This window comes from Geomonas sp. Red276 (genome assembly GCF_054784495.1).
On sequence record NZ_BLXW01000052.1, the window covers coordinates 21,178 to 27,566 of the forward strand.

General features: G+C 59.0%; 5 protein-coding genes. 3 read left to right on the forward strand and 2 right to left on the reverse strand.

The features are described 5' to 3' along the window. Positions 1–2 precede the first annotated feature (2 nt). A complete protein-coding gene (gene nusA / locus ACYVL5_RS22015; RefSeq protein WP_460597718.1) occupies positions 3–1,157 on the reverse strand; it encodes a transcription termination/antitermination protein NusA in 1,155 nt (384 codons plus the stop codon). Positions 1,158–1,198: 41 nt separating this feature from the next. Beyond that, positions 1,199–1,681: an LSm family protein gene (rimP, locus tag ACYVL5_RS22020; protein ID WP_460597719.1), complete on the reverse strand. Its 483-nt coding sequence runs from the start codon at positions 1,679–1,681 to the stop codon at positions 1,199–1,201. 428 nt (positions 1,682–2,109) lie between these two features. Between rimP and thrC the strand changes: the two genes are divergently transcribed. From thrC to ACYVL5_RS22035, 3 genes are all read left to right on the forward strand, one after another. Further along, positions 2,110–3,486, forward strand: coding sequence for a threonine synthase (thrC, locus tag ACYVL5_RS22025; protein WP_460597720.1), 1,377 nt, complete (start codon positions 2,110–2,112; stop codon positions 3,484–3,486). Between the two features lie 153 nt (positions 3,487–3,639). Beyond that, on the forward strand, positions 3,640–4,323 hold the full coding sequence (yrfG, locus tag ACYVL5_RS22030; RefSeq protein WP_460597721.1) for an HAD family hydrolase: 684 nt from the start codon (positions 3,640–3,642) through the stop codon (positions 4,321–4,323). A 136-nt stretch (positions 4,324–4,459) separates the two neighbouring features. Next, positions 4,460–6,226: a M3 family oligoendopeptidase gene (locus ACYVL5_RS22035; RefSeq protein WP_460597722.1), complete on the forward strand. Its 1,767-nt coding sequence runs from the start codon at positions 4,460–4,462 to the stop codon at positions 6,224–6,226. Positions 6,227–6,389 lie beyond the last annotated feature (163 nt).

The following is a 6,389-nucleotide window of genomic DNA, read 5'->3' on the forward strand; positions in this document are numbered from 1 at the left end:
GTCTAGAAGTTCTCCTCGCCTTCGACGGCTTCCACCGGGAGGGCTTCGGCCGGAGCCTCGGCGGGCTCCTCCTCTTCGGCGGTCCCGTCATAGGAGGCGAACTGCTGCAACTCGGCCTCGGCCATGCGGGTTTCGCTCTTGATGTCGATCTTCCAGCCGGTCAGCTTGGCAGCCAGGCGGACGTTCTGGCCGCGCTTGCCGATGGCGAGCGAAAGCTGGTCGTCGGCCACGATGACCTCCATCGCCTGCTCCTCGTCATCCACGTACACCTTGGTCACCACGGCCGGAGCCAGGGCGTTGCAGGCGAAGCGGGCGATGTCGTCGGACCAGGGGATGATGTCGATCTTCTCGCCGCGCAACTCGGAGACCACGTTCTGGACGCGGGAGCCGCGCATACCGACGCAGGCGCCGACCGGGTCGACGTCGGAGTCGTGCGAGTAGACGGCAATCTTGGCGCGCCCCCCCGGCTCGCGGACGACGCTCTTGATCTCCACGATTCCTTCGGCGATCTCCGGCACCTCGGCCTCGAACAGCTTGGCGAGCATCATCGGATGGGTGCGGGAAAGCATGATCTGCGGCCCCTTGGTGGTCATGCGGATCTCGGTGATGAGCGCCTTCACGCGGTCACCCTGGCGGTACACCTCGCGGGGAGCCTGCTCCTTGTGGGGCAACAGCGCCTCGGCGCGCCCCAGGTCGACGATCAGGTCGCCCTTCTCGAAACGGCGCACGACGCCATTGACGATCTCCATGATCCTTTCCTGGAACTCGTTGAAGATGGTCTCGCGCTCGGCCTCGCGCACCCTCTGGATGATGACCTGCTTGGCGGTCTGGGCGGCGATGCGGGAGAAGCCGCTGGCGTCCATCTTCATGCCGATGGAGTCGCCGATCTCGACGTCCGGGTCCTCCTCGCGGGCCTCATCCAGCTCGATCTCGCGGTACGAATCCTGAACCTCTTCCACGACGGTAACGAACTCAAACAGCTCAACCTCCCCGATTTCGGGGTTGTAGTGAGCCTCCAGATCGCGGGTATTGCGGAATTTCTTATTGGCGGCGGTCAAAACGGCCTGTTCCAAAGCCTCGACCACGATGGCCTTGTCGATACCCTTTTCCTTGACGATCTGGTCAATCGTATGCTTGAGGTTAAAGCTCGTCTCCACGTCAATCTCCTTGTCAATCGAACTATGTATCTGTCAGTTTTTTAGAATTCGAATTCGAGGTTCGCCTTGGCCACCTTGTCCAGCGGAATGGTGGCGTCCTGGCCTTCCTTGAGATGCATCGTGATGGCCTTGCCCTGGACCCCGGTGAGCGTCCCCAGGAAGGTCTTGCGCTTGTTCCCGGCGTCGTCGGCCAGAACCTCGAAAGTCTTCACCTTGATGAGCTTTCCCTGGAAGCGCTGGTAGTCGGCGAGCTTCTTCAGGGGCCGGCAGATGCCGGGCGAGGAGACTTCCAGGGTGTAGTTCTCGCTGATGAAGTCTTCGACATCGAGGATGTCGGAGACCTGACGACTGACTTCTGAGCAGTCGTCCAGGGTGACGCCCCCCTCAAGCTTCTCGATGAAAAGCCGGAGCACCATGTCGCGCCCTTCCCGCTTGTACTCCACATCCACCAGCGCCATTCCCAGGGGGGAAAGGATCTCGCCGGAAATTTCAGTCACTCTTTCCACTACGTCGACTTTGGCCATCTTATGAATTTTCCCAATAAAAAAAGTGAGCCGGAGGAGCTCACTTTTGAGTGAACATTAACATGTGACCCAACTTTTAACACGTACTCCTCTTTTATGCAAGTTCTTTTTTTCAAAAACATACCGATTTCGGGACCTTCCGCGTCGTCTCCCGCTCTATGCACACGGGTCAAAAGTGCCCCTCAACGACTACTCCTTAGCCACCCGGACCAGATATTTAGAAAAATTTTACAAAATATTTTTTCCCGCTGTTGAAAGCCACAACCTCCACCCCCCTCCTGTCCACATCTGCCGCTGATACAGTGGCGGGCAGCATGCGTGCGCTCTCACGTTCCCACGCTATTGCTTCACATTTCATCCGTTAGCTGATATATATTGTCGTTGTCCAAAATCGGGCAAAACCACCTGCGAGAAGAGAGAGAACTGACATGAAATACATCAGTACCCGGGGAAAGATCGAACCGATCGGATTCAAAGATGCCGTCATGATGGGCTTGGCCACCGACGGAGGGCTCATCCTCCCCGAGAGCATTCCGCAGATCGACCGGGAGACCCTGACGGCCTGGGCCAGGCTCCCCTACCGCGAGCTCGCGTTCAACGTGATCTCCCTCTTCGCCACCGACATCCCCAAAGATGACCTGAAGGCCCTCATCGACCGCTCCTACTCCACCTTCGAGCACGAGGAGACCACTCCGGTGGTGAAAAAGGACGGCGTCTACATCCTGGAGCTGTTCCACGGCCCCACCCTCGCCTTCAAAGACGTGGCCCTCCAGTTGCTCGGGAACCTTTTCGAGTACCTCTTGAAAGAGCGCGGCGAGAAGATGAACATCCTGGGCGCCACCTCCGGCGACACCGGGAGCGCGGCCATCGCCGGCGTCAGGGGCAAAGACAACATCAACATCTTCATCCTGCACCCGCACCTTAAGACCTCGCCGATCCAGGCGCTGCAGATGACCACCGTACTTGATGGCAACGTCCACAACGTCGCCGTCAAGGGGACCTTCGACGACTGCCAGGACATCGTCAAGCAGCTCTTCAACGACCTCGAGTTCAAGAAGGAATACTCTCTGGGTGCGGTGAATTCCATCAACTGGGCCCGGGTACTGGCACAGGTGGTTTACTACTTCTATGCCTGGGGGCGGCTGCCGGAGCAGGAGAGCGTGGTATTCTCCGTCCCCACCGGCAACTTCGGCGACATCTTCGCCGGCTACGTGGCAAAGAGAATGGGCCTTCCGGTGGAGAAGCTGCTGCTTGCCACCAACGAGAACAACATCCTGACCCGCTTCGTGGCCAGCGGCGATTATTCCCTCGGCAAGGTCGTGCAGACCGTTTCCCCGTCGATGGACATCCAGCTCGCCTCCAACCTGGAGCGCTACCTGTACTATCTCTTCAACGAGAACCCCGCCCGCGTGCGGGAGTCCTTCGGCGAGCTGCAGAAGACCGGCAGGATCGTCTTCACCGACGCCGAGGTGAAGCGGGTGCAGGAAGAATTCCTGACCTGTTCGGTGGACGAGAAGATGACCCTGGAGACCATCGCCTCCTTCAACAAGGAGACCGGCTACCTCCTCGACCCGCATACCGCCGTGGGCGTGCGCGGTGCGCTCGAGTGCGCGAAGGGGCACCCGCGGGTGATTTGCCTCGCCACCGCCCATCCCGCCAAGTTCGGTGACGCCGTGGAGAAAGCCATCGGCACTCCTCCGCCGCTTCCTCCGTCCCTGGCCGCCCTGACCGGCAAAGAGAGCCGCTGCGAGATCATGGAAGCCGACCGCGAAAAGGTGAAGCGCTTCGTGCAGGAAAACGCGTAGCCGGGATTTAACCGCACCACTATTCCCTCTCCCCTCTAGGGGGGAGGGGCAGAGGTGAGGGAGGTTTTAAAATCTACCCTCACCCGGCCTTCGGCCACCCTCTCCCCCAAAGGGGGCGAGGGTACAAGGTACATCTCCCAGGAAGCTTTGTTTATGCAGATTGACTGGACGCTCATAGACACCGTCCTTTTGGACATGGACGGGACCCTGCTCGACCGGCACTTCGACGACCACTTCTGGCTCGAGCACGTTCCCATGCGCTACGCGGAGAAGCACGGCATGACGGTGGCCGCGGCCAAGGAGCGCTGTCACGGCATGTTCCGTTCCCAGGAGAACACCCTCAACTGGACCGACCTCGACTACTGGTCGGATCAGCTGGGTCTCGACATCCCGGTCCTCAAGGAAGAGGTGAATCACCTCATCGCCGTCCATCCTTTCGTCATGGAGTTCCTTCTCTACCTGCGCCAGCACGGCAAGGGGATTCACCTCGTCACCAACGCCCACGGCAAGACCCTCGATCTCAAGATGCGCCGGACCAAGATCGGTCCCTACTTCGACAGCATCGTCTCCGCCCACGACCTCGGCCTTCCGAAGGAGGATCCCGCCTTCTGGGAAAAGCTCCAGGAGAAGGTTACCTTCATTCCCGAGCGCACCATGCTCGGCGAAGATAGCGAGACCAATCTGGAGACCGCCCGGCAGTATGGGATCAGATACCTTATCCACGTTGGCCGCTTCAGCTCCCAGTCCCCCGTCGCCGTTTCCCAACGCTTCACCACCATCCGCTACTTCAGCGAGCTTCTCCCCCGCGACGGGGGCACCGGCGTCGACATCCAGTAACAGCCCCATCCTCACCCCATCCTCCCCTTGAAGGTGAGTGACAGGGTGAGGATGGGGTGCCTTCCTTGACAGTACCCATCCCTTCGATTACTATCCAGACTGCACTTATATTCTCGATATCATTCAGGAGAGCACCATGCTAAGCGACCTTTTGTGGGACACTACCCCCCTTTATCCTTCCGCCACTTCCCAGGAGCTCACCGACGACTTTGAAAAAGGAAGCGCCCAGGTAACGTCCTTTCGCGAGCGTTACCGCACCAAGATAGCGACCCTTTCGGCGGACGCGCTCCTGGAGGCCATCCAGGAATACGAAGCCATCAACGAACTGCTGGCCAAGCCCCAGCTCTACGCCCATCTCCTCTTTGCCGCCGACAGCGAAAGCGACGAAAACAAGCGCCTCTCTCAGAAGGCTTCCGAGTTCGGGAACCTGATGGGGCGTGAGCTCATCTTTTTCGATCTCGAACTGATCCAGATGGACGACGAGCCCTTCAAGGCGCTGGTTGAGGCACCCCAACTTGCCAGTTACCGTCACTTCCTCGAGGCCCTGAGGAAGTTCAAGAAGCACACGCTCTCCGAGCGCGAAGAGAGCCTGCTTTCGCAGAAAGGGCTGACCGGCGTACAGGCTTTCAGCCGGTTGTTCGACGAGGTCTCTGCTTCACTGCGGTACGAGTTGGAACTGGACGGGGAAAAGCAGGAACTGACCGGGGAGGAAGTGCTTGCCCTTCTTCACCACCCGGATGCGGCAGTAAGAGAGCGCGCCTTCAGCACCTTCCTTAACAAGCATCAGGAGCATGAGATTCTTTTCTCCGCAGTGTTCAATAACGCTGCCCTCGACCACTCACAGGACATGGAGCTGAGAAGCTACCGGCATCCGATGGAGCCGACGAATCTCGGTAATGAGATCCCCACCGAGGTCGTCGAGAGCCTGATGAATGTGTCCGAGCAGAACTATCCGCTGGCCCAGGAGTATTTCAGACTTAAGGCTCAGCTTCTGGGGATGCCGAAACTGAAGAACTGTGACGTCTACGCGCCGCTATCCGACAGCGGGAAGAAGTACACCTTCGAGGAGGCCCGCGTCATGACCGTGGAGGCCTACCGCGGCTTCTCCGACGAATTCGCCCAGATGGCCGACTCCTTCTTCGTCGACCGCCGGGTGGACGCCATGCCCCGCCCCGGCAAGAGCGGCGGCGCCTTCTGCATGGGTATGACTCCGCACCTCAACCCCTATCTCCTTTTGAACTTCACCGGGAACCTGCGCGACGTATCCACCATCGCGCACGAGGTGGGGCACGGCATTCACTTCATGCTTGCCCAGCGCCAGACCATGCTTAACTACCACATGCCGTTGCCGCTGGCTGAGACCGCGTCGGTTTTCGGGGAGATGCTACTTACCCGGCAACTTCTGGAGAACGAAACCGACAAGGAAGTGAAGAAGTCGCTTCTCTGTGCGAAGATTGAGGACATCATCGCCACCACCTTCAGGCAGAACGTCCTCACCCGCTTCGAAGAGAGGATGCACCTGGACAGGAAGAACGGTCTGTTGACCGCCAATGAGCTCTGCGACATCTGGTGGAACGAAAACGCCAAGCTCTACGGCGACTCAGTAGAGATGATCCACCCCTACCGCTACGGGTGGAGCTACATCTCTCACTTCATCCACGCCCGTTTTTATTGCTACTCCTACACCTTCGCCGAGCTGTTGGTACTCTCCCTTTACCAGCTCTACCTGAAAGAGCGCGAGAAGTTCATCCCGATCTATCGCGACATCCTCGCCGACGGCGGCTCCCGCACCCCGGCCGATACTTTGGCCCCCGCCGGCATCGACCTCACCAACCCCGGCTTCTGGCAGGGAGGGTACGACCTGCTGAGGGACCTGATCGAGGAGTTGAAGAAGCTGGTGTAGCGTTCCCACAACAAAAGGCCCGTCGGTAATCCGCAAGCCGTTTACCGATCGTGTTGATTTTTAGCAGAAGCCCCCAGGCCTCCATTAGGACAAGCCTGGGGGCTTCTCTTTTATCTAATCGCCCTCAAAGGTCAGAATTTCTGTGAGTCTGACTTTTCCCTTT